Genomic DNA, 21,825 nt, shown 5'->3' on the forward strand with positions numbered 1-21,825 from the left:
AGCTCTATAGAAAGTGCTCCAGGAAGCTGGGGCCGAAAAGCAGCCCCAGCTGTGGTGACGCGATGACTTCAAGCTTCAGCGATTTGCGAAGTACAGGGTCACTTCGAAGCCAAGGCGCATGTCGGTGAAGCTAGGTTTTGTCCACATGGTATGAGTCCTCTCAGTTGTTGATTTACTCGCTGAAGAAGTAGCCCACCAAACAGGTCGAATACGACCAGGTCGAGATTGGGTACTGCTCCTTCATTTGCGCTAAGCACAAGGCTAAGGGCCTTGATATGTCGATAGGCTTGGTTTTTGGTTTTCCGGTGCCGTGAATGTCAATCGGTCGCAGCATGCTGGAGTGGCAACTGGCAGACTTGGTCATTTGACCAACTATAGATTTTGGGACACGCCTAGGCAAGGGGCGTGTCGCATCTTTGGTTGGCTTGTCGTTACTGGGCTTGCCACCTTCCGGACAGCATTCGTGGGACGTTTTGAGGCTGAATGCCCGAAGGAGCGCAGGAGGGCTCTTTCGGGGGCTGGCGGGTGGGCTTGGCGATTCAGGCCGGCTCCATTTCTGCCACCTTGCTGATGGTCGCCGTCTCTGTAGGTACGCGGCGCTGGAAGCGATAGTCCTGCCGGGGCCGGCGCCGGGTGGTGCCGAGGGCAGGTTGCGTCATTGCCTGGCCGGGGAGGGAGGCAGTTTTCGCCAATAACTCGTCGAAGTGCGACTCACCAGAGCGCAGACCTTGCTCGGTGAGTCCCAGCGGTCGGTGGAACAGGTGGTCAAGGCGCTCGGCTATGCCGAGGCCGCCGCCTTCATTCACGCTTTCAAGCGTTGGGTGGGGTGTTCACCAGCGGCGTGGCGACGTGCCCAGCGATCCTGAGGGCACGCCGAAGGAGGGGAATCAATGCTTGGTTCAGCCGCTTTAACCGGGGCTTGGACCTCCAGTTCAGTCAGGTGCAGACCCTTGCCGACTACGCTGCTCCCATTGCAACAGGAGGGAGAGGGCGCTTGGAAGAACGGTGAGTGTCACGATGGTCGCGACTGCAAGCCCTCCAATGACCGCATAAGCCATTGGTCCCCAAAATATCTGCGGTGCAATTGGGATCATGCCGAGGATGGCCGCACATGCAGTCAGCACGATCGGGCGGGCCCTGTGCATTGAGGCATGCGCGATGGCTTCACGTGGCGATTGCCCCGCGTGGATATTGATGTCCACCTCCTCGATCAGAATGATTGCGTTGCGCACGATCATGCCAACTAAGGCAATTACGCCGAGCTGCGCGACAAAGCCCATGGGCGTCCCGGTAGGCAACATGGCCAGTACGACGCCGATGAGGCCGAATGGAGCCATTGCGAGCGCCAGGAACATGCGGGAAAAGCTACGCAGTTGCACCATCAGGAGCACGCACATCACCAGCGCTGTAATCGGCAGAACGGCGAGGACCGACGCGCTTCCCTTGGCGGCCTCCTCGACCACGCCACCTGTTTCGACTTTGTACCCTTTGGGCAGCTCCGAAGAGAATTGCGCTACTGCAGGTGCAAGAGCCTGCACCACCGTCGCAGCTTCCAGTCCTTCACGAATATCACCTTGGACGGTGATCAGAGGGAGACGCTGACGCCGCCAGATGATCGGTTCTTCGACGCCGTAACTGAGCTTGGCGATCTGGGTCAAGGGGATCGTATGGCCCTGGGCTGTTCGGATCTGGAGATTCGCGAGAGTCGCAAGGTTGGTGCGCTCACCGGTCTGCGCCCGAACGATCACATCGACGAGTCTGTCCTGGTCACGCACAGTCGTCACCGCCGAGCCGGAGAAGACGGTCGCCATAGCGCTAGCAACATCTTCGGACGAAAGGCCCAGCGCCCGCGCCTGAGTCTGGTCGATTTGGACGAGGACACTCCTTTGCGGCTCCCCTGATAGGAGATGTATCTCACGCGTGTCCGGGTTGGCGGAGAGCACGTTGGCAAGGCGCGCAGCAATGTCGTGAACCTTTCCCTGATCGGGGCCCGTGACGCGGTACTTGAGCGGCCAGCCGACCGGAGGACCCAGTTCGAGCGGCGTCGCTCGAGCGATAAGCCCTGCGAAGTCGGTTTTGAATATCTCGGCAAGCTTGGCTTGCAGCGCGTCACGCTCCTTTACACCCTTCGCTATCACGACCGTTTGGGTGACGTTTTCGTTCTGGAGCAAGACCTCCATGGGCAAGTAGAAGCGAATTGCGCCGGAGCCAACATAGGTGGAGAAGCGTTCGACGTTGGGGTCGTCCTTGAGCAGCTTTTCGAGTTTTGCCGCCTCGCGCTCCGTCGCTTCCAGCGATGCGTTCTGCGGTAACGTCAGGCTGACCAGCAGCTCGGGGCGGTCAGAGGGCGGGAAAAATTGCTGTTCGAGATGGGTGGCAGCTCCAAGCGACACCAGGAAGGCCGCACCTGCGAGCATGAGAGTCAGCGCACGATGCCCGAGGACCCAGGACAGCGCCCGTTCATAGGTGCCCATGATTGGGCCATTGCCATGGCCGTGATGCGGCAGTGCCTTGGGCAGAAGCAAGGTGCCGAGCAAGGGCGAAAACAGGACAGCGACTACCCAGGAAGCCGACAACGATATCAGCACTACCATGAACATCGAATAGCAATACTCACCTGCGCTCGATGCCGCGAAGCCGACAGGGATGAACCCCGCGATCATGACGAGCGTGCCTGTCAGCATCGGGAAGGCGGTCGACTCGTAAGCGAAGCTCGCTGCCCGTTTCAGGTTCCAGCCTTCTTCCAGCTTACCGACCATGGCCTCGACGGTGATCATCGCGTCGTCGACGAGCAGGCCGAGAGCGATGATTAGTGCGCCCAGGGATATGCGTTGGAGGCCTATGCCGGTCAGCTCCATGCCGATGAAAGTCAGTGCCAGAACAAAGGGGATCGAGATACTGACCACGAGGCCGGCCCGGACACCGAGCGAGAGGAATGACACCGCAAGCACGATCGCGACCGCTTCGGCCAGGACCGTCAAGAAACCGCTGACCGCCTGCTTCACGACAGTCGACTGGTCGGCTACCTGTAGCATTTCAATACCGTGCGGGAGCGCCGTCCTGACCTCATCCATGCGACTGCGTACCGCTTCCCCGAATTCGAGCAGGTTACCGCCGGCATCCATGGAGATAGCAAGGCCGAGTGCCTTTTCGCCGTTGACGCGGAACAGCGGCGCCGGTGGGTCAGCTGGAATTCGCCGGATGGTGGCGAGCTCGGTGAGTGGCACGAAGCGGTCGTTGGCTCGCAAGGTCACATTCCGGATGCTCTCCTCGGATGCGAAGCCGCCACTCACGCGCAATGCGATCTTATCGTCGGGCAGTCGCACCGTTCCGGATGGGATGACCGCATTCTGTGCTTTCAGAGCACGCAGTACCGCTTCTTCGTCAAGTCCGAAGGCGGCCAGCCGGCCAGCCGAGAACTCGACGACTATCTGCTCCTCCTGAACGCCCAGGAGTTGCACCTTACCGATACCAGGGATGCGCAGTAGCTCGGCACGCACACCTTCGAGGTAATCGCGCAGTTCACGGTCAGAGAAGCCCTCGGCCGTAAACCCAAATATCTGTCCGTAGGTGTCGCCGAACTCATCATCGAAGAAGGGGCCTTGTCTGCCGCTTGGGAGCGTCGAGGCGATATCGGCCATTTTCTTACGAACCTGGTACCAGGTTTCGGGGACAACTCGCGACGGTGCGTCATCGCGCAGGTTGACCATGATGACGGTTTCGCCAGGACGCGTGTAGCTATCGAGCCGGTCAAGATAGGGGGTCTCCTCGAGCTTTTTCTCGAGGCGGTCAGTCAGAAGCTTCGTCGTATCGTCAATGGTTGCGCCAGGCCAGCGGGCCGAGACCACCATGGTCTTGATGGTGAATGCCGGATCTTCGTTGCGGCTCAGCTGTGTATAGCTGATCGCTCCGCCGACCAGCGTGATCAGCATGAGGAAGAACATCAACGGTTTCTGGCCAATGGACCAGGCCGAGAGATTGAAGCCGCGCTTTTGCTCCGACAGTGTCGAATTCCGGCTCATTTGGCCACCTGCTCAGCGTCATATGCGACTTTCTGGCCGGGCCTCAGCTTACTGACGCCTGCTGTCACTACAGCGTCTCCGTCGGAGAGCCCGGACTCGACCAGCACCTGCTCGGCCGAATAGCGCGCGACCTCGATCGGCTTGCGCAGAAGCTCGTGAGTAGAAGTCTGCACAACGAAGACCGCGGGTTTGCCATCAACGCTGGTCACGGCCGACGCTGGAAGGGCGATCAGGGGCTTGCCGGGCAGAACGAGGTGTCCCACCACAGTGGCGCCCAGTGTCATGGCTGGCGGCGCGTCGGGGAGGTCTATACGGACACGGTATGTGCGCGTCGCTGCGTCCGCGGTTGGGCTCGCATCACGGATCGGGCCGATGACCTTTATCGAGGGATCGGACACCAGCGCCACTTCGACCTGTGCATCCAGGGGCACGGCAGTATTGAGCCGCTCGGAAACATCGAACACAGCGACTCGCTTGTGCGTTGAAGCGAGCTTGACCGCCAATTGCCCTGCATCGACGACTTGTCCGGTATTGACTGCCACGGCGCTAACGATGGCGTCATCGGGCGCGCGGAGCTCCGTGTATGTCAACTTGTTGCGCGCGGTGAGCAGGCCAGCTTTCGTGACATTGAGCCGCGCCTTCGCAGCACGCCAATTCGCCTCGGCTTCCTCGACCCGGGCGCGGGCGACAAACTGCTTTTCAAAGAGGCTGCGCTGCCGCTCAAGCGCCGATCCCGCAAACTGCTCTGCAGCCTGGGCGCTCATCACCTCAGCTTCGGCGGTCCGCACTTCGTTCTGGACATCGCTTGGATCCAGTGTCGCCAGGACCTGACCCTTAGCGACACTCGCGCCGACCTCCGCGCTGCGGGTCGCGATACGACCGCCGATACGGAAGCCCAGGTCGGTTTCAACCTCTGCCTGGATCTCGCCGGTCTGAGCAAGCTCCTCGCCGATCGTGGCGGACTTGATGATCATCGTCCGAACTGGCCGCGGGGGTTCCTCCGGCCGCTTCTCCTCTCCGCAGCCGACAAGGGTCAGCCCCAGGCTCCCCACTAAACTGCAGGCCAGTAATGTCTTGAACAGTGTCATGTAGGCTTTCCTCGCTTAGAGATGGGCTCCGCACTGCAGCGCATGCGCACTGCCAAGCAGGCGCGCCTCGCTGAAATCGGTCTCATATCGATAGATTCAAGCAAGCAGTCCCATCAGCTGCTTGCCCCTGTTACGCGGGCAACATTCGTGCGGATCAGGCGGACTTAATCGGACAGTGACGCGCTCGTTTACCGGTGGCCGGCGTCGGCCTGCTCGGTGTTGTTGTACGCATCAGATCCTCCTTGAGCAGTCGCGCGATGGCAGGCCACGAATGACGCCATTGCCTGGTCGGGCAACGCTCATCGCGTCACTCCGAACCAAAGGTTTAGCGTAACGAATGTTATATCAATTGTGAGAAGGTTCGAATAAGGCGCAAATGCAGAGCGCTTCCATTCGCTGAAAATTCTAGCGGCCTGTGCTCATGACGCCTGGGCCGTGGTGGAACCCTGCGGACGCTCTGTCTCGGCTACTCGTCAATCTCGCTCACGATTGTTCCAGGCGTAGGGGCCCTCTCCTGGCTGGAGAAACGCGCCAAGTGGTGTGGCTAAAGCCTCCATGCTTAGGCGGTGGTTGTGGCGAGAGCTGCACAAAATGTTAATAAGGTGGCGTGAAATGCCAAGCTGACGGGCTTCGTATTTTGAAAGACTAAAGCGCTTGCATACTAGGGACTGCCGTGTCGTTTTGTCTTTAAGTGAAGGACACATATTGGTCGTAATTTTTATTTTATTGTCGATATTTATTATTTATTGTTTCTGGCGTGATTTGGGTGGAAGCTCCTAGTTCTGAGTTTGTTAAATGGATGGCTTATGAGTTGAATGGTCGTGCAATGATGCATGCCATTACGGCGAATATGTCCCAACGTTTCAATGAAGGGCTGATGCATGCTTATTGGAGTTCCTATCATAAATTGGAGGAATTCAGCAGGCCCCAGTATGAGCGGGTGGCGAAAGTTTTTGAAATTGAGTTGCTTGATAAATTTTTTATTTTAATTAAGTCAAGAGTTATTTGTTGGCTGCCGGACTGCGTGATTCCATTGATTCTTACAGGTCTGCGCAAGAGAACCGTTGCCTATGTTGAGCGTTTGCGATGGCTAGCAGAGATCGGGCCTGCTGAAGAAAGGGAGTTTTTCGAATATATGGTTCGCCAAGAATTGTTGCAGGTAAAGCTGATGGACCTCGCACTTGGCAAGGAGTATCAGCTTGCCAGTCATCTAGTTGAGCGGTTCATAAATCAAGAATCCGCCGTGAGCTAATACTCCTCCATTTTTCGAACCCTCTTCCGGTGGTCTAGCAATTACAGATTCTTCAGGTATTCATTTCGCCGATATTTTTGTTGCGATTTTCTGCGATGACAGGCCACTCCAATACAGCTACTGCGAAAAGCTTGTCGTACCAAACGCTATTCAGCAAGTCTTCTCTGCCGCTGTGGGGATTGGCGAAACACTTAAACGTTTTCTGATCTAGAGGCTTCACCGCTTTAGCCCGCGCTTGGAGGCGAGCCTGATTGCAATGAAGGATCTGGCCAGCGTCAGGGCAAGGAAATTTTCGATATTACCCAGGCAACACAGATTCTCTTTCCAGTCTTTTTGACTGACCGTAAGTGATAAGTATTTGACTAAGAGGCTGCTCGCTTCCGAGGGCTTTCAACAATGGAGAGGTCAGAATGCAAAAAAACTTGACGGCAGCGGCACGTGTAACAGCATATGCTGCCATCCTCGGCGGGATATTGGCTTATACGACTGTCATTCTCTCAATGGTCGTGACGGGCGACGATACCAGTATGGTTCTAAATGGGGCAAAAATGCTTTCTCTCCCCGCCGAAACTCGAGATATTTACCGTTGGTCAATGCTGACAGATATTTTTGGGTTCTATTTACCCACGCTGGTTGTGGGCGGCTATCTCTGGCATGTCTTTCGCGATGAGGCTGGCGCTTTGGGAAGTATTGCTGTGCTAGCTATTGGATTCTACGTCACTGTTGGAATCATTGGTGCCTCCACCCAGCAAGCGGTCATATCGCCTTTGGTGCAACTCCATGAGCAGGGGGATGCGTCGGTAAAAGCGGCTGCGGAAGTGGCATGGTCAGCTATTGCTCACGCAGTGCAGTACGGATTGTGGTGGTCGGAAGGCTTGGTGGTGTTGTTTTGGGGGCTTGTAGTCGGCGGCCAGCTTAAAAAAGCGGGTTGCGGATGGTTCTCTCTACTTCTTCTAAAGCTTGTGGGAATTTCATTTACCTTGTTCCTGATCTTTGGATTCTTTAAGTCTCTTGACGATCTGATGAAGCTTATGGAAATGTCTTTCCTGATACTATATCCGTTGTGGTTGTTGATTTTCGGTGTTCAGTTGCTTCGGGGGAAAGGTGAGGTTTCCAGAGTGAGCGGCAGGGTGGGGGCAATCTGAGTGCCTGGTTTCTTATGGGCGGTTGCGCCACGCTGTAGCAGGGTGTGGTTATGTTGACTTTTTAGCGCCCTGCGGGGCGCTTTTTATTTTCACAGTGATTTGGAGGGATTCTGCTTTCTGCTTCGATACTCCCCATGTATATCCTGCTCAATGCCGCACGAAATGGCTTGTCGCTAACTTCGGGTCTCGCTGTGCCAGATTCCCTTCCGCCGCCTTGCGTCGAATTGCGGTCCAATAGACCCCTGATGTCCCGAGTGGCTCTCTAGGCATCATGGGCGCGCGTGCCCCGCAGTTCAGCCACTCAATGCAGCCCCACGCTCGTGTTCTGATATGCCAGTCGCAGGAGGAAGTCTATGACACCATTGGTGGTCGTTATTATGGATAGCGCTAGCACAGATCACCCCTTCCACCGGGGCTCTCCGCGACCCTAAGGGCTCGTCCGAATGAGTCGAGTGCGCTGGCAAAGAATGTTTCCCGCTTGGAAGCGACCAAGTGAAGCTGGACTCTATTTATTCTAGCCAGTCAGTTCTTCACGCTCGGCGGGTATCAACCACTCGTTGCGACGATTTGGCCGTTGGCGGCCTAGTCATGTCTGGTTGGCGTCCGGATAGGGGCGTCAGTATGGCGTGCCCAACGCTGCGCTAGCGGGATAGCGGACGGAAGTGGAATGGTTCGCTTCGTTCCCATCGAAGGGGCGGGTGGCAGCCAGCCCACGCTTAAGGAGCGTGGGCATTCATACGCTTTAGGCTGAGGTGACCCACTCGGCACCACGTTCGGCGATCATGATAGACGCGGCGTTGGTATTCCCACCGACCAAGGTCGGCATGATCGAGGCATCGATTACCCGCAGTCCTTCAATGCCGTGAACACGCAAGCGGCTGTCGACCACGGCCATCTCGTCCTGCCCCATCTTGCAGGTACCGACTGGGTGGTAGATGGTGTCGGCGCGCTTGCGCAGCAGCTCGATCAACTGCTCGTCGCTGTGCAAGTCCTTGCTGTACATGTCCTTCAGGTCGAAGCGCGTCATAGGGGCCTGGCTGATGATTTCGCGTGTCATGCGGTAGCCTTTGAGTAAGGTCTGCACGTCGTCGTCATGTGTCAGCAAATTGGGATCGATGCGCGGTGGCGCGCTCGGGTCGCCGGAGTTAAGGCCTATGCTGCCGATACTCTTGGGACGAAGCACGCAGACGTGGCAGCTGAAGCCGTGACCCCAGTGCAGCGTGCGGTTGTGGTTGTCCACCGCGCCGATCACCGAATGCAGCTGGATGTCCGGGCGCGCCAGGTCGGGCGACGTCTTGAGGAAGCCCCCGGCCTCCGCACAATTGCTGGCAAGCGGGCCATGTTTGTAGCGCAGGTAATCGACCAGCGCCTTTCCCATTTTCATGCCGCCTGCGAGCGATATGCCCAATAGTGAGGTGTCTCGGCTCTTGTAGCAGAGCACCACGTCCGGATGGTCTCGCAGGTTCTGGCCCACGCCGGGCAACTCGTGCTGCACACCGATGCCTTGAGGCTTAAGCTCTGATTCTGGACCAATGCCGGAGAGCATCAGTAGATGCGGGCTGCCGAAGGCGCCGGCGGCGAGCAAAACTTCTTTGCGAGCGTTCAGCTGCAGACGCTGGCCGTCGACCAGGACCTGCACGCCGACGGCTTGTTTTCCTTTGAGAACTACCCGCTCGGCGTAGGCACCGGTCAGGACGGTGAGGTTGCTACGCTCGCGGATCGGTTTGAGAAACGCAGTTGCGGTACTCCAACGGCGGCCATCTCGGATCGTCACTTCATAGTAGCCAACGCCCTGCTGCTGCGATCCATTGAAGTCGGGGTTGAAGTGATGACCAGCCTCTAGAGCAGCCTCTACAAAGGCTTCGGAAATGGGGTGGCGATGAGCTCGGCCGACGTACAATTCTCCGTCTCCGCCATGGAACTCATTGCTACCGCTGTGGTGCATTTCGCTCCTTCGAAAGTACGGCAGCACATCGGCAAAGGACCAGCCATCGTTTCCCAGGGCCTGCCAATCATCAAAATCGGTGTGGTGGCCTCGGATATAGATCATGCCGTTTATCGAACTACTACCGCCTAGTACTTTGCCGCGTGGCTGGTAGCCAACGCGGCCTCCGAGCCCTGGTTGTGCAACGGTGTGGAAGGCCCAGTTAACGTGACGAGTAGGTACGATTGCGGCTACGCCGATAGGAACATGGATGAGCGGCGAGCGATCTTCAGGGCCGGCTTCGATGAGGCAGACGCGGTTTTCCGGATTGGCGCTCAGGCGGTTAGCCAGGACGCAGCCGGCAGAGCCGGCGCCAACGATGATGTAGTCGTATGCCATTTTTGCGGGCCTTGCATGGGGGCAGGAATGATGTGAGCAGACCGGTTTTCGCTTCTGTCAGCCGTCCCAGGCTGTATGTTCGTTGATGAAGCGGCGGATACGTTGCTCAGCTGTTCGGGCTTGCGGTAGCGCCGGGATAAGCTGGAATACGTGGGGAAGTCGCTCCCAGATCTCCAGCTGCACGGGTACGCCGGCTGCATCGGCCTTGGCCGCAGCGCGCACTGAGTCATCCAAGAGCATTTCCGTGCTGCCTACTTGGAACAGCATCGGGGGGAGGTCGGCGAAATCTCCGAACAGAGGGGATACCGATGGTTGCGAGTAGGTATGGGGTGGCGCGTAGAAGTCTCGGATGGCAACGGCGAAGGGAAGCGTAAAAATAGGGTCTCGCGGAGCGTTGGTTAGAGCGCTCTTGCCACTGAGGGTCAAGTCGAGGAAGGGGGAGAGCAGTACCGCGCAACTCGGCAACGGCTGTTTTCTAGCCTTGAGGTGCTGCAATGTGGCCATGACCAAATTGCCTCCAGCGGAATCGCCTGCGATGACTATGTCTCTTGCCTTGAATCCCTGGTCCAGCAGCCATTGGTAGGCCGCAAGGCACTCATCCAGTGCAGTGGGGTATGGATGCTCTGGAGCGAGGCCGTAATCCACCAGCAGTGCGCGGGTTTTCAGGCCACGGCACCAAGACGCCACCATGGCGGCGTACACATCGGGCGTGTAGGCCACGAACGCCCCGCCATGAATGTAAAGCAGCACGCGATCCGGCCGGTAGCCTTCAGGCGATAGCCATTGAGCAAATGCGCCGTTGCAGTCCACATTTTCTCGTTTCACGTCCGCAAGGAGAGCCGGGGAGGCTTGTCGATTCAACTTGTCGAATCTTTGGCGGAGTTTCGAAATGTCGATGTGTCCTCCAAGCTTCGATTTCACTGTGAGTCGAAGCAGGAGACTGAGCAGTCCGATAGCAAAGCGTCCCTGAGGGTGATGGATAACGTGAGTGAAAGTGTTCGCCTGAATTTGTTGGCTCATGTGGCCACCTCACGCAATAGGGGCGTCGGCAGTGGGCCAGCAATAACCGCGCAGTTGTTCACGCAACTGCACTTTGCTGATCTTGCCGGTAGCGGTATGGGGAAGCTCGTCGATGAACATCACGTCATCGGGAATGCAGAACTTGGCAACCTTGCCCAGGTATTGGTCGAGGATTTCTTTGCGGCTCACGTCCTTGCCGACTTTCCTTACGACCACTAACAGCGGCCGCTCATCCCACTTCTGATGTGCCATTCCCAGTGCGGCGGCTTCAGCGACCGCAGGGTGGCCCATGGCGATGTTTTCCAGTTCGATGGAGCTGATCCACTCGCCCCCGGACTTGATCACATCCTTGGCGCGGTCGGTTATCTGCATGAAGCCGTCCTGGTCCAACGTGGCCACATCGCCGGTTGGGAACCAGCCGTCCACCAGTGGGCATTCGTCCCTGCCGAAATACTGGTGAAGAACCCAGTGACCGCGAACCATCAACGCGCCCGAGGTCTTACCATCTCGGGGTAGCTCATTACCCTGGTCGTCCACGATTTTCAGGTCGATACCGAACGGCGGGCGGCCTTGCTTGAGCTGTATGGCGAAGCGCTTCTCGTCATCAAGCCTGAGCTGCGATTGCTTGAGTGAATTGACCGTCCCGACCGGCGACATTTCCGTCATGCCCCAGGCGTGTTGGATCTTGATGCCGAACTCTTTTTCGAAGCTCTTCATGAGGACCGGCGGGCAAGCCGCCCCACCGACGATCATTCTCTTGATGCTAGAAAGCCCTGTACCGTGCCGTTGCATGTACTGCAACACACTAAGCCACACCGTTGGTACACCCGCTGTGAAGGTGACGCCTTCGTTCTCGAATAGCTCGAAGACGCTCTCGCCATCCAGGGCAGCCCCTGGGAACACCAGCTTGGCGCCAACCAGCGGCGCCGAGTACGGCAAACCCCAGGCGTTGACGTGGAACATGGGCACCACGGGTGCGACCACGTCGCTTGCAGAAAGGGCCAGGGCGTCCGGCAGCGAGCTGGACAGGGCATGCAGCAGGGTTGAGCGATGGGAGTAGAGCACCCCCTTGGGATTACCCGTCGTTCCCGATGTGTAGCAGAGGGCAGCCGCCGAGTTTTCATCGAGCGCAGGCCAGGTGAAGTTCGCGGACTCTTCGCCCAGTAGAGCCTCATAGCACAGGAGGTTAGGGATGCTCAGGGCCGGCATGTGTGCACGGCTGGTCATGGCTACCCAGTACTTCACGCTCGGGCAATTCGCTGCGATGGATTGGACAAGTGGTGCGAAGGTCAGGTCGAAACAGACTACACAATCTTCGGCGTCGTTCACGATCCAGCTGATCTGTTCCGGAAACAGTCGGGGATTGATGGTGTGGGTGACCGCACCCATGCCCGAGATGGCGTAGTACAACTCGAAATGACGATAGCCGTTCCACGCGAGGGTACCGACTCGATCGCCGCATTGAACGCCGAGCCTCTCCAGGGCATTGGCGGCTTGCTTGGCGCGTTGATGCGCCTCGGAATAAGTATAACGGTGGAGCGTATCTTCGACCGTCCGAGAGACTATCTCGGTATCACCGTGATAGCGCTCCGCGTGTTCCAGGATAGAAGACACGATCAACGGCAGCGTCATCATTTGGCCGTGCATGTTGTTTCCGCCTTTTATTTTAATGGGGCTCGACTGCCTGGATTGCCTTGTTGCCGGCGGCAATTGGAGGTCTATGGCGTCTTTCGGAAAGCCGGTGATTCAGCCGGCAATTCGAGAAGGTTGAATTCTGAAGCTCTCTTGCTTGGCGGGGAGAAACTTCAGATAACTGTCCTCGATAGGGTCTTTCAATAGCATCTTTTTGTCGCGCCCGTAGTGATGCAGAACTTCCCAAGGATAGGATTTGCCTTGTCTTGGCAATAAATGTTGATCCCGTTGAATGTATCCGGAGTTCAGGCCCAAAATTCCTTGATCTGTAGCGTTGTTTCCGTTGTCGTACGGAGTCACGACGTCTAGTTTGTAGGCTGCCATATGCTTGAAAAGGCGGCACAGATATTCGGCTGAAATCGTGGACTTCAGCGTCCAGGAAATATTGGTATAACCGAAGATCCAAGCGAAGTTGGGCATGTTTTCCATCAGCACGCCCTTGTAGGTCATCTGTTCGCCAATCGGGCACGGCTGGCCATCGATGGATAGCGACATGCCGCCCAGTAACTGCAATTTCAGTCCGGTTGCCGCGATAATGATGTCTGCCTGCAGTTCTTTGCCGGATTTCAGGAGAATACCTTTTTCGGTAAAGCGCTCGATGTGGTCGGTTTCAACGGAGGCTTTGCCGCTGCGAACGGCCTTGAACAGATCACCATTGGGGACGGCGCAGAGCCGCTCATCCCAAGGCATATACTTGGGAGTGAAATGACGCATGTCGACATCCGGGCCGATTTTTCTGCGGACATGGGAGAGGAAAAATGCGCGCATTAACTTCGGCCAGCGTCGGCACGCAAGATAAATTCCGCGATACATCAAAATGTTGCGCTTACGGCCCAAGCTCTTAGCCCAACTAGCCGGCATGATATACGACAATGCGGCAGTCACCGTGTCGACTGACGGCAATGAATAGATATAGGAAGGGGAGCGCTGCAGCATGGTGACATGTGCGGCGCTGCCTGCCATGGCCGGAATCAATGTAGCGGCAGTTGCGCCGCTGCCGATTACAACCACTTGCTTGCCCTTGTAATTGAGGTCTTCCGGCCAATGTTGCGGGTGGACCCGGACACCTTTGAAGTTCTCTTCGCCTGGGAACTTGGGAAGAAAACCATCGTCGTGGTTGTAGTAACCGGTGCAGCACACAAGGAATTTACATCTGTAGTGTTTGGTTTTGCCGCTCGGCTCATGCAGGACGGTCAGCTGCCACAGCTGTTGTTGACTTGACCAGTCTGCGCTGGTGATTTTATTCCCGAATTGAATTTTATTGGTGATGCCATATTCCGTTGCTGTGTCCTGAATGTATTGGCGAATTTCAGGACCATCGGCCAGCACTTTACGTTTGTTCCACGGACGAAACTTATAGCTGAAGCTGAGCATGTCCGAGTCTGACCGAATCCCCGGATAGCGGAAGAGATCCCATGTTCCACCGATACGGGAGCGGCGCTCAAGGATTGCCAAGCTTTTCCCTGGAAACTCTTTGATTAAGTGGCAAGCGGTACCAATACCTGACAAGCCGGCGCCGATGATCAAAATGTCGTAATGCTGGTTGCTCATACAGATCTCCGTGCTTATAGGGCTAAGCAGGGCAATAGATTGATAGAGGCGGCTCGGTCAGCGAAAAGTGCCTTCGATGATGGCTCTTGATAAGCCGCTTTGCTGGTGCTTGGCAGGTCAAGCAGTGGCAGGAGGCTCCGCTTGGTTCCGTTCGCCTTTTTCCGATCGGCCATGTCGCGTTCATTCGTTGATTGCTGCTGCGAGATTGGAAGGAGCAACAGGTAATCAGTGAGGGGAGTAAACGGTGGGCCAGCGAGGGGTTCCCTTCGGAAACGGCGCGTGGACGTTGAGGCAGGGCGTGCGGCTCGGGCGAGCGATGACTGGCCCACCAAGGCTGCCCTCGAGGATGTCAGGGTGCTTGGGAGCAGAATTTCTTGCGGAGTCTTTCATGAAGCTAGCTCCTGAAGCTTTTGTTGTTTTGCGGGACTCTAATGCGGTTTTCAAATTTACGCAACTAGTGTTATCAAAACTATCGTTTCGCGAATGGTGGGGTATGCATAGCTGCAAGATGGGCCGGTTCCGTGACCCTGCGCCAATGGACTCAAGGACGGTCCCGGCGCCACTGAGAGGAGCCAATGCCAGGTGGGTGCAGAGGACGAGGCGTCGACAGTGTCACTTGGACACGCACGGTGGGTGATAGCCCTGACGTGAGCGCCAGGCAGACAAAGCCTGGGCGCGCCGAAGTGGCGAACCAGGCGAGTTTCGCGTGACAGGCGAAGCAGGGCTGGGTGCGGCGGAGGAGGGCGCTTTGCGCGTGTCTCAGCGAGCGCTGGCTCGCGCATGCTGAGACCCGGCATTCATGGTTTAGGGCAGGGAGAAAAGTACTTTTACCTTATCGTTGATGGCGCCCTTGTCGACGTACCCGATGGCGTTTACCTCAGAGCCAACCATCCCAACTACCGAGGCGTCATCGGGAGCGCTTTCCAGGGGCTGGCCCTTACCTGTGAAGACCAGCCCAGACCAGTACGATTTCAGCTGCGATTCGCTCTTGTTAGTAATGCTGCCGTAGAACTTTTCCTTGGTGGGATTCCAGCCTTTCTGGTCGATTCCCTTGAGGCTGGTGTCCTTGCCCAGAAATATGTTGGCCACGTCCGACTGAGTGGGAGAGGCGGTCGCTCCTGCGTTCACGATCACGACCACCTCGCAATGGGCGATGCTGGAGGCCGTCGCCAGGGTGGTGGCGATAAGTGCGGTGATGAGTGGTTTCATGAGGACGCTCCTTAGAACACGAAGTCGACGCCGAGACTGATTATGTCGCCGTCGTAATTGCGCGAGGGACTGCCCGCCCCGCCATTGCTGGCCGCATACACCGCGTGATCGAAAGTTTCTTGGGCGTTCTCCACGAACGTGCCGCGATACCCCTTGCCACTGGTGTCGATCCGTTTGTACTCACCCTTAAGGACAAGATTCGGCGCCAGGTTGAAGTTCAGGCCATAAGTCCATGAGCTCTGGCGGCCGTTGTCTTCGTCGAGTTGGGCGTAAGTGATGTGGGCCAGTACCTCGCCAAAGCGCCTGCCACCCATGAGATAAAAGGCATCAGTATGACCTTGCTGATCGCCTTCAGTGTTGTTGCGGGTCCACTCGTTGGACGATACCCAGGTGCCGTCGTCGTACTGATAACCTATGGACGTGAACCTGCCTTTTTGACCATGAAGGCTCAGAAAATTAACGTTGGCGGGAGTGCCGTCTGGAGTGATGACAGACGTCGTGAGGTCCGCGTCGATGTCCGCTTCGGCATAACCCACACGTAGCATGCCGAAACCGTTGGTTTCCAGACTAACGTTGGCGGCGAAAATCTTTTTGTAGTCGATGTCGTACAGGTCATCCATAGCGAACAGGTTGCGGTTGACCGCCTGGCCGGCGCCCACCTGGAAAGCCAGGGATCCGATACCGGTAGGTACGGTATAGAGGATGTCTCCTCCCTCGTAGTTGCTCAGTTGCACCTGGCTGTAGACCTCGTCCGGTAGACGCAGCCATGGGTGGGTGAAGCCGACGTCGAGGGTCTCGGAATACATGTAAACCGGCGTACGCAGACGCCCGGCGCGCAGGGTCAATCCGTCCGCAGCTTTCCAGGAGAGGTAGGCCCACTCCAGATTGCCCTTCCAGGAGTCTTGCTCCGGCTTGAGAGTGCCTTGCACGGTCACGCCCAGCGTGTCGGTGAGCCCATACTGCAGCTGGCTACCTAGCCTGGAGAGCTGGTCACCGCGCCAGGAGTCCGTTGTCTGCCCATTGATGCCGAAGCTGCGCCCGTCATCTTCACCTCCTAGATGGCTCAAGGCAGCGGTGCCGAATCCGTTGAACCGATACTCACCCTGTTCCAGGGCCATGGCTGAAGTGCTCGCAATGAGGCCTGCGAGACCGAGTGCTCTAATGCCTTGCATGTGTCTACTGCTCTTGTTGTTGGGATGGGTCAGATACGGAACTGGGCGGTAGCGCTGCGAAGTTGATCTCCAGTGCTGACCAACTGTTCGCCAAGGCGCGCAGTAGCGTCGGCGCCGTGAGTGGTGGCCTGGGTGTCGTGCTGCAGCATCTCGGTGTCTCGCTGAATCGAGCGGGATAGGCCGATCTGCTCCTGAGTGAAACGAGCGATGCCGGCATTCAATTCATCGATCTGGCGAACGGCTAGGGTGATCGCCTCGAGAGTCTGCGTAGCCTGTTCAGAGTGTTCGATGCTGGCCCGAGCCTTGGTGCCATTAAGGGTCATGGCGTGCAGTACCCCGTTGGCGCTGTTTTGCAGACGCTGGATGATGCTCTGGATTTCCGCAGTGGAGGCGGCGGTTTTTTGGGCGAGATTGCGCACCTCGTCTGCCACAACGGCAAAGCCCCGCCCCTGCTCGCCAGCCCGTGCGGCTTCGATGGCGGCGTTCAGAGCGAGCAGATTGGTTTGTTCGGCGATGCTGCGGATGACCGTAAGCACTGATCCGACCTGCTGGGTCTCTTCCTCCAGCTGCTGCATGGCCTGCACCGAACTGAGCACGCTGTTACCCAGATCGCCGATGCTGGAAGAGAGGCTGTCGATATTCTGCCGGGCCTCATCGGCCTGCCGTGTGGCGGAGCTGGCTTCCTCCGAGGCTTGCCGGGAGCGCTGTGCCACTTCCTGGATGCTATTGGTCATGGTGCCGATGTCACGGTTAATCGAATCCGTACGTCCCTGCTGAGAATGCGCACTCTCCTCTGCGCCGCGCGTCAGTCGGTGAAGCTCCCTGGACATCTGCTCAAGGGGACTTGCCGTTTCGATGATCTGGCGAATGGTGCCCTGCAATCTGTCCAGCAATCCGTTGAACAGTCCGATCATTTCGCCAATCTCGTCCCCGGACTCGACATTGACGCGGCGAGTCAGGTCGCCGTCGCCGATGGCAATGGCCTTGAGCGATTCGATAACGCCCCGAACGTTGTTCATCACCTGACGGATTACCAAGATCGAGCCGAGGCTGACCACCAGCAACAGGCCGATGCTGAGCAGATATCCGACCTGGGTGGTGGTGGCATTGTCGGCCCTGACCTGCTTCAGACTGCTCTGGAAATCGGAGTAGGCATGGTTGCGAAACCTATCGCCGGCTTGCTGTGCACGCTTGAGGTCTGCTGCCATGCGATCAAGGTTCGGGCGCAAGTCCTCGAACGAGGCGCCGTTGAGCAATTGTTCGGATGACGCGAACGCATTTTCGGCGTAGCGCTGGATGGCTGATGACCAAGCCTGAAGCTCTTCGCCTGTGCCGCTTTGCTTGTCCGTCAGAGGCTCTAGGTCATGTAGGCTCGCGTTTACATCAGTGAATATCTTGCGTGCTTCATTCAAAGTCTCCCGCTCACCCGCAGCGACGGCGCCGTTCAGCAGTCCGGGAATTCGCGAGAACTCAAAATTCACCTTGTCGGCGGTCTCCAGGGAGGGATAGCTCCGGGTTTCGAGTGCCACCAGCCGACTGTTGTTGTTATCCAGTTGAAGACCCGTGTAGCCCACAAAAAGCAGGAGACCGATTAGGCCCACGGTGGGTGGCAGGGAAAGCTTCAGGGTCAGCGAAATGGCTTTGAACATGGATTCTGCTGCTCTCGACGGAACGAAGGGGCGGTTTGAGACCTGCTTTACCGGACGCGTTGATGAATTTGCCCACTAGCCTCGCCGGGCCCGCAGAGGCCGCAGTCGCTGAGCTACGGGCAAGCAGTGACCATCACAGCCGGCAATTGAATGTCGGTGCGTTAGTGGGCGGGTTATCGCCTCGCTCAGTTCAGGAGGGGCCCTACATAAGGGCAGATCGAGGTAACGTGTTCATTTCGGGCCTGTTTGCAGGCCGCCGGGCGCCGGCCGTATTGACCGTCTGTATCTGTGCCTCAGAGATTTTCGAGGACAGGCGTCGCCGTACCTCTGAGCTCGGCAAAGTGGACGTTCTGGTCTCAGCCAGAAAGAACGGGACTCCAAGCTGTGCCCTATGCGGGCTCTCATTGTGCTGGTTACGGCGTTGGTCGAAGGCGCCTCAATCCCCACTACTTCGACAAAGGACCCCGGCGGCAGTCTTGATTGCCTTCCCCGTGGGTCCCCACCTGTCCGCTTGGACCGCGACAGCGCCTTGATTTCCAGGTCCATCTCCGCTCCCGCCACATGATTGTGGTTTATTTATTATATCGGCTGTTTTGTAAAATACAGGAGTTTCGATTTGATGCAAAGCGGATTGGTGCGTGTGCGCACAGCCGGCACGAGATGCACGGCTGGAGGCATCGCGCTGCGCTGAATTTGCAGAGGGAAAGGGGCGGAAGGAAGGCAGATGCCCAGAGGTGGGCGGAGGATTGTGGCAGCGGGGATGGTTGAGGAGGGCCTGCACGTCGCGACGGATACAGTGTCGGCGAAGCCCTCCGAAGGGCGATTATTCCGCGGTGCTGATTGTCTTGGACGTGCGCCTTGAAGCTTTGGGTGGGGAAATAAGGACAATGAGCGCGTCGAGCAACGCCTGTCCCCGCTCTGCACTGAAGCGCTCGGGGTCGATAGGCAGCATCATGAGCCAGCCATCACTGAAGGCGCTGATCTGATCGGACAACACATCCGCGGGAATATCGTCGCGTATTTTCCCCTGGCGCTGGCCCTCTTCGATCAGCGAGGCAGAGATCTGGCGGAAATGGGTGTAACGCTGTTTGATCACGTTGCTGAATGCAGGCTCGTGGCGGGCATGTGACAGCAGTTGTAACCAGGCGAGCCAGCTGTCCAGATCGTCGAAAGTGATCCACTGGTGCCATTGCTGGATGAGTGACTTTACATCGAGGTGATCACGATTAACTTCCATGAGGGCCTCGACCTTGTCGAACAAGTTCTGGGCCACGGCGCTGACCATCTCCTCCTTGTTGGCAAAGTAGTAGGTCACTGCTCCGGTCGTGCATCCAGCATACTTCGCTACCTTGCGCATCGAGGCGCCGGCGTACCCATCCTCGGCAATAACGGCGATCGCTGCTGCTAGCAGCTCGGCCCGTTTCGCGCTGTGGTCACCAACAGGACGTCCGCGACGAGTGACGGAGTTGGTTTCGCTTTCATTGGCATCAGGTTCGGCGCAGTGGGGACGAGACTCTGGCATGGGGAGTATGTAATTTCATCGGTCAGTAAATCGGGATGGCAGTTGCTGCAATGATGCTGCTATTGCGACAAGGTCCCATTCAGCATAGGGAAAATGACCGAAGAAAGCACGTAGGGGACTCTCTTCCATGAACGATGCGATAAGAAAATGATGCAAGTCCCGCGCACTCATAGGCCAGTTTTTGTCTGGCCCATGAGTGCGTGCTGCTAGAGGCTTCCCACCAGCTGTCCGCCATCTACGGCTAGTACTGCACCGGTCATATAGGCCCCGGCTTCGCTGGCTAATAGCAGGAATGGACCCTCCAGTTCTTCCAATTCGCCAAGGCGGCGCATAGGTACTGCGTCGCGTATGTAGGCTTGACCTTTGTCACCGTCGAAGTAACCGTCGGTCATCTCTGTCTTGAAATAGCCAGGGGCGATGGCGTTCACACGGATGTGGTAGCGGGCAAGCTCCAATGCCAGCGATTTAGTCAGCTGCACCACGCCCGCCTTGGCTGCGCAGTAGTGGCTGTAGCCGGTGCCGACCCGCAAGCCAAGCATCGAGGCGATATTGACGATACTGCCGGGGCGCTCGGCCCTTGCCAGGCGTTGGGCGGCACACTGCGCTACGCGCCAGACGCCGTCGAGGTTGGTCGAGAGCATCATGCGCCACTCGTCTTCGGTAATTTCAAGAGGGCGCTGGCCGCTGCCGATGCCGGCGTTGTTGAGCACGACATCGACCACGCCAAAATGTGCCTCGGCAGCGTCGAATGCTGCCTCCACGCTGGCCCGCTCGGTGACGTCGAGGGCGACGGGCAGAGCCCGGCTACCCTCCCACTCGATGTCCTTGGCGACTTGTTCAAGCCGCTCTACACGACGGGCCGCGAGTACTACGTTAGCGCCGGCGCAGCCGGCGACCCGGGCCAAATGCGCACCGATACCGCTGGATGCACCGGTGACCAGCACGGTGCGGCCGGCCAGGGAAAACAGTTCAGTGAAGTCGCCTTTCATCAGAGCACCTCGAATAGGCCGGCTGCGCCCATACCGCCGCCGACACACATGGTGACCACTACGTACTTCACGCCACGGCGTTTCCCTTCGAGTAGGGCATGGCCAACCATGCGCGCACCACTCATTCCATAAGGGTGACCGATGGCGATGGCGCCGCCGTTGACGTTGTAGCGAGCGTTATCGATGCCGAGCTGGTCACGGCAGTAGATCGCCTGGCAGGCGAAGGCTTCGTTGAGTTCCCAGAGGCCGATGTCATCGACCTTCAAACCGTGCTGCTTGAGCAGCTTGGGTACCGCCAGCACTGGGCCGATACCCATTTCCTCCGGGGCCAGGCCGGCGACGGCGATACCGCGGTAGACGCCCAGCGGTTCCAGATTGCGCTGCTCGGCCAGACGCGCATCCATCAACACGCAAGCGCTGGCGCCGTCGGATAGCTGGCTGGCGTTGCCGGCAGTAATACACCCGCCTTCGACCACCGGTTTGAGTTTACTCAGGTCCTCGAGAACGGTTTGGGGGCGGTTGCCTTCGTCGCGACTTAGAGTGACCTCTTCGTAACTGACCGCACCAGTGGCCTTGTCGACGACCTGTTTGGTTGCGGTAACTGGGACTATCTCTCCTTCAAACAGACCGGCTGCCTGGGCCGCAGCGATGCGCTGCTGGGACTGCAGAGAGTACGCATCCTGGGCTTCACGGCTGATCCCGTACCGCTGGGAAACCAGCTCTGCGGTGTGCAGCATTGGCATGTAAGCATGCTCGGCGTGACGCATCACTTGCTCGTCGCGCTCGGCGATCGACCACTCCATGTGGCGATTCTGCACTAGGCTGATCTGCTCTTGGCCCGCACCGATGGTGACCTGCATGCCATCGACGATGATCTGCTTGGCAGCAGTGGCGATGGCCATCAGGCCGGAGGCGCACTGGCGGTCGAGGGTCTGTCCGCTGACAGACAGCGGCAGGCCCGAGGCTAGCGCTGCCATCCGGCCGAGGTTCCAGCCAGCAGTGCCGCCGGGCATGGAGGTGCCCATCACCAAGTCTTCGATCTCAGCGGCCTCTATGCCGGCGCGCTCGACGGCCGCGCGGATCGCGAAGCTCGCCATGCTGGGTGACTTGAGGTTGTTGAAAGCACCGCGGAACGCCTTGCCAATAGGCGTGCGGGCAGTTGACAGAATGACGGCTTCTTTCATGGAAGGG

General features: G+C 57.8%; 16 protein-coding genes. 3 read left to right on the plus strand and 13 right to left on the minus strand.

The window, feature by feature from the left end:
• Positions 1–75 precede the first annotated feature (75 nt).
• Complete coding sequence (gene pqqA / locus SD196_RS09380; RefSeq protein ID WP_416311728.1) at positions 76–147, minus strand: pyrroloquinoline quinone precursor peptide PqqA; 72 nt, start codon at positions 145–147, stop codon at positions 76–78.
• 614 nt (positions 148–761) lie between these two features.
• Between pqqA and SD196_RS09385 the strand changes: the two genes are divergently transcribed.
• The gene (locus SD196_RS09385; RefSeq protein ID WP_416311729.1) at positions 762–866 is read left to right on the plus strand and encodes a hypothetical protein; all 105 of its coding nucleotides are present in this window, start codon (positions 762–764) and stop codon (positions 864–866) included.
• 66 nt (positions 867–932) lie between these two features.
• Here the strand turns inward: SD196_RS09385 and SD196_RS09390 are convergent, their stop codons facing one another.
• Together SD196_RS09390 and SD196_RS09395 are read right to left on the minus strand one after the other, a co-directional pair.
• Complete coding sequence (locus SD196_RS09390; protein WP_416311313.1) at positions 933–4,022, minus strand: efflux RND transporter permease subunit; 3,090 nt, start codon at positions 4,020–4,022, stop codon at positions 933–935.
• Positions 4,019–5,110 carry an efflux RND transporter periplasmic adaptor subunit gene (locus SD196_RS09395; RefSeq protein ID WP_416311314.1) on the minus strand — a complete coding sequence of 364 codons (1,092 nt, stop codon included), beginning with the start codon at positions 5,108–5,110 and terminating at the stop codon, positions 4,019–4,021. The genes SD196_RS09390 and SD196_RS09395 overlap by 4 nt, the downstream gene beginning before the upstream one ends.
• A 757-nt stretch (positions 5,111–5,867) precedes the next feature.
• On the opposite strand from SD196_RS09395, the gene SD196_RS09400 reads away from it, so the two are divergent.
• Both SD196_RS09400 and SD196_RS09405 read left to right on the plus strand, forming a co-directional pair.
• Positions 5,868–6,362 carry a hypothetical protein gene (locus SD196_RS09400; RefSeq protein ID WP_416311315.1) on the plus strand — a complete coding sequence of 165 codons (495 nt, stop codon included), beginning with the start codon at positions 5,868–5,870 and terminating at the stop codon, positions 6,360–6,362.
• A 410-nt stretch (positions 6,363–6,772) separates the two neighbouring features.
• Complete coding sequence (locus tag SD196_RS09405) at positions 6,773–7,507, plus strand: hypothetical protein (RefSeq protein WP_416311316.1); 735 nt, start codon at positions 6,773–6,775, stop codon at positions 7,505–7,507.
• Between the two features lie 742 nt (positions 7,508–8,249).
• Here the strand turns inward: SD196_RS09405 and SD196_RS09410 are convergent.
• The 10 genes from SD196_RS09410 to SD196_RS09455 form a co-directional block, all read right to left on the minus strand.
• Entirely contained in the window at positions 8,250–9,830 is a 1,581-nt protein-coding gene (locus SD196_RS09410; RefSeq protein WP_416311317.1) for a GMC family oxidoreductase, read from the minus strand.
• 57 nt (positions 9,831–9,887) lie between these two features.
• On the minus strand, positions 9,888–10,850 hold the full coding sequence (locus SD196_RS09415) for an alpha/beta hydrolase (protein ID WP_416311318.1): 963 nt from the start codon (positions 10,848–10,850) through the stop codon (positions 9,888–9,890).
• A 9-nt stretch (positions 10,851–10,859) separates the two neighbouring features.
• Positions 10,860–12,497 (minus strand): 3-(methylthio)propionyl-CoA ligase, encoded by a 1,638-nt coding sequence (locus tag SD196_RS09420; protein ID WP_416311319.1) that lies wholly within the window; start codon positions 12,495–12,497, stop codon positions 10,860–10,862.
• A gap of 99 nt (positions 12,498–12,596) precedes the next feature.
• Entirely contained in the window at positions 12,597–14,093 is a 1,497-nt protein-coding gene (locus tag SD196_RS09425) for a flavin-containing monooxygenase (RefSeq protein WP_416311320.1), read from the minus strand.
• Between the two features lie 804 nt (positions 14,094–14,897).
• Positions 14,898–15,302 carry a phosphate ABC transporter substrate-binding protein gene (locus tag SD196_RS09430; RefSeq protein ID WP_416311321.1) on the minus strand — a complete coding sequence of 135 codons (405 nt, stop codon included), beginning with the start codon at positions 15,300–15,302 and terminating at the stop codon, positions 14,898–14,900.
• A gap of 11 nt (positions 15,303–15,313) precedes the next feature.
• Positions 15,314–16,420: a hypothetical protein gene (locus SD196_RS09435; protein WP_416311322.1), complete on the minus strand. Its 1,107-nt coding sequence runs from the start codon at positions 16,418–16,420 to the stop codon at positions 15,314–15,316.
• A gap of 83 nt (positions 16,421–16,503) precedes the next feature.
• Positions 16,504–18,123: a methyl-accepting chemotaxis protein gene (locus tag SD196_RS09440; protein ID WP_416311323.1), complete on the minus strand. Its 1,620-nt coding sequence runs from the start codon at positions 18,121–18,123 to the stop codon at positions 16,504–16,506.
• An 823-nt stretch (positions 18,124–18,946) separates the two neighbouring features.
• Complete coding sequence (locus SD196_RS09445) at positions 18,947–19,645, minus strand: TetR/AcrR family transcriptional regulator (RefSeq protein ID WP_416311324.1); 699 nt, start codon at positions 19,643–19,645, stop codon at positions 18,947–18,949.
• A gap of 206 nt (positions 19,646–19,851) precedes the next feature.
• On the minus strand, positions 19,852–20,634 hold the full coding sequence (locus SD196_RS09450) for an SDR family NAD(P)-dependent oxidoreductase (RefSeq protein WP_416311325.1): 783 nt from the start codon (positions 20,632–20,634) through the stop codon (positions 19,852–19,854).
• Positions 20,634–21,818: an acetyl-CoA C-acyltransferase gene (locus SD196_RS09455; RefSeq protein ID WP_416311326.1), complete on the minus strand. Its 1,185-nt coding sequence runs from the start codon at positions 21,816–21,818 to the stop codon at positions 20,634–20,636. The genes SD196_RS09450 and SD196_RS09455 overlap by 1 nt, the downstream gene beginning before the upstream one ends.
• Positions 21,819–21,825 lie beyond the last annotated feature (7 nt).

The organism is Pseudomonas macauensis (assembly GCF_047902425.1).
In the GTDB taxonomy this organism is placed as follows: domain Bacteria; phylum Pseudomonadota; class Gammaproteobacteria; order Pseudomonadales; family Pseudomonadaceae; genus Pseudomonas.

What these genes read in the sequence shown, in the direction of transcription:
- SD196_RS09420 (WP_416311319.1), bottom strand. Translation starts at nt 12,497, where the DNA reads ATGCACGGCCAAATGATGACGCTGCCGTTGATCGTGTCTTCTATCCTG.
- SD196_RS09415 (WP_416311318.1), bottom strand. Translation starts at nt 10,850, where the DNA reads ATGAGCCAACAAATTCAGGCGAACACTTTCACTCACGTTATCCATCAC.
- SD196_RS09410 (WP_416311317.1), bottom strand. Translation starts at nt 9,830, where the DNA reads ATGGCATACGACTACATCATCGTTGGCGCCGGCTCTGCCGGCTGCGTC.
- SD196_RS09440 (WP_416311323.1), bottom strand. Translation starts at nt 18,123, where the DNA reads ATGTTCAAAGCCATTTCGCTGACCCTGAAGCTTTCCCTGCCACCCACC.
- SD196_RS09390 (WP_416311313.1), bottom strand. Translation starts at nt 4,022, where the DNA reads ATGAGCCGGAATTCGACACTGTCGGAGCAAAAGCGCGGCTTCAATCTC.
- SD196_RS09435 (WP_416311322.1), bottom strand. Translation starts at nt 16,420, where the DNA reads ATGGCCCTGGAACAGGGTGAGTATCGGTTCAACGGATTCGGCACCGCT.
- SD196_RS09425 (WP_416311320.1), bottom strand. Translation starts at nt 14,093, where the DNA reads ATGAGCAACCAGCATTACGACATTTTGATCATCGGCGCCGGCTTGTCA.
- SD196_RS09405 (WP_416311316.1), top strand. Translation starts at nt 6,773, where the DNA reads ATGCAAAAAAACTTGACGGCAGCGGCACGTGTAACAGCATATGCTGCC.
- SD196_RS09450 (WP_416311325.1), bottom strand. Translation starts at nt 20,634, where the DNA reads ATGAAAGGCGACTTCACTGAACTGTTTTCCCTGGCCGGCCGCACCGTG.
- SD196_RS09455 (WP_416311326.1), bottom strand. Translation starts at nt 21,818, where the DNA reads ATGAAAGAAGCCGTCATTCTGTCAACTGCCCGCACGCCTATTGGCAAG.
- SD196_RS09445 (WP_416311324.1), bottom strand. Translation starts at nt 19,645, where the DNA reads ATGCCAGAGTCTCGTCCCCACTGCGCCGAACCTGATGCCAATGAAAGC.
- SD196_RS09430 (WP_416311321.1), bottom strand. Translation starts at nt 15,302, where the DNA reads ATGAAACCACTCATCACCGCACTTATCGCCACCACCCTGGCGACGGCC.
- SD196_RS09395 (WP_416311314.1), bottom strand. Translation starts at nt 5,110, where the DNA reads ATGACACTGTTCAAGACATTACTGGCCTGCAGTTTAGTGGGGAGCCTG.